The organism is Exiguobacterium sp. s36, from assembly GCF_018618345.1.
GTDB lineage: Bacteria > Bacillota > Bacilli > Exiguobacteriales > Exiguobacteriaceae > Exiguobacterium > Exiguobacterium chiriqhucha.
On record NZ_JACSLW010000027.1, the window covers coordinates 1 to 1,057 of the forward strand.

Sequence of the window (1,057 nt, forward strand, 5' to 3'; positions counted from 1 at the left end):
GATGAATTATAAAATTAAGTGCAACACCTGAACGTGAACGCAAAAAAGCCCATAGCGACGGCCTCGTGTAGAATGAAGTCACCACAACACACATTCAGACGGAGGAATCGCTATGAGCTACACCCATCTTACCACAGCGGAACGCGTGAAAATAGAGACCTACCTGGAGCTCGGGATGTCCATCCGGTCCATCGCGAGACGGCTCGGGCGACAGCCCTCGACCGTCTCGCGGGAGATCAGAAGGAACCCCGGCTACACGGCCGAACGCGCACAGGAGCGCTACGCCAAGGCGAAGCGAAACTGCGGCGCCAAGACGAAGCTCGACGACATGATGCGCCGGACGATCATCGAGAAGCTGCGGGCGACCTGGTCCCCGGAACAGATCGTGGGTCGTCTCTTCGACGGGAAAATCGCCTTCTCGACCATCTATCGTTGGATCTATTCGGGGCTGATCGACGTGCCGGTGACCGTGCTCCGCCAAAAGGGCAAGCGCCAGAAACCGATGGAGACACGTGGTCGGTTCAACATCGGTCTGTCCATCACCAAACGTCCGAGAGAGGTGCGCACACGCGAGACATTCGGCCACTGGGAGCTCGACACCGTCGTCTCCGGACGAGGGAAATCGAGGGCGTGCGTCGCGACGTTCGTCGAGCGGAAGAGCCGGTTCTACCTCGCGCTGCCGATCGCGGACCGCAGCGCGGCCTCGATGGAGGAGGCGATTCACACGGTCCACGCCGCCTTCCCAGCGGGCACGTTCAAGACGGCGACGACGGACCGGGGCAAGGAGTTCAGCTGTCACGAGCGCGTCCGGGCGACACTCGGCGTGCCGATGTATTTCGCCGACCCGTACTCGTCGTGGCAGCGCGGCAGCAACGAGAACGCCAACGGCCTCCTGCGCGAGTTCTTCCCGAAAGGATCGGACTTCGCGACGGTCGGCCAAGGAGAGATCGTGGACGCGCTCGCCAAGATCAACGGCCGCCCACGCAAATGCCTGGGCTGGAAGACCGCACACGAGGCCTTCACGGAGGAAGTGTTGCGCTTAATTTGACAAACCGTC

The 1,057-nt window shown here is 61.4% G+C and carries 1 protein-coding gene; it reads left to right on the forward strand.

Annotation, left to right across the window (positions count from 1 at the left end):
• Positions 1-112 precede the first annotated feature (112 nt).
• Positions 113-1,048: an IS30 family transposase gene (locus KNP95_RS15915; RefSeq protein WP_214834294.1), complete on the forward strand. Its 936-nt coding sequence runs from the start codon at positions 113-115 to the stop codon at positions 1,046-1,048.
• The last annotated feature ends 9 nt before the right edge of the window (positions 1,049-1,057 follow it).

Coding starts and splice junctions, on each gene's coding strand:
- KNP95_RS15915 (WP_214834294.1), top strand. CDS start 113: ATGAGCTACACCCATCTTACCACAGCGGAACGCGTGAAAATAGAGACC.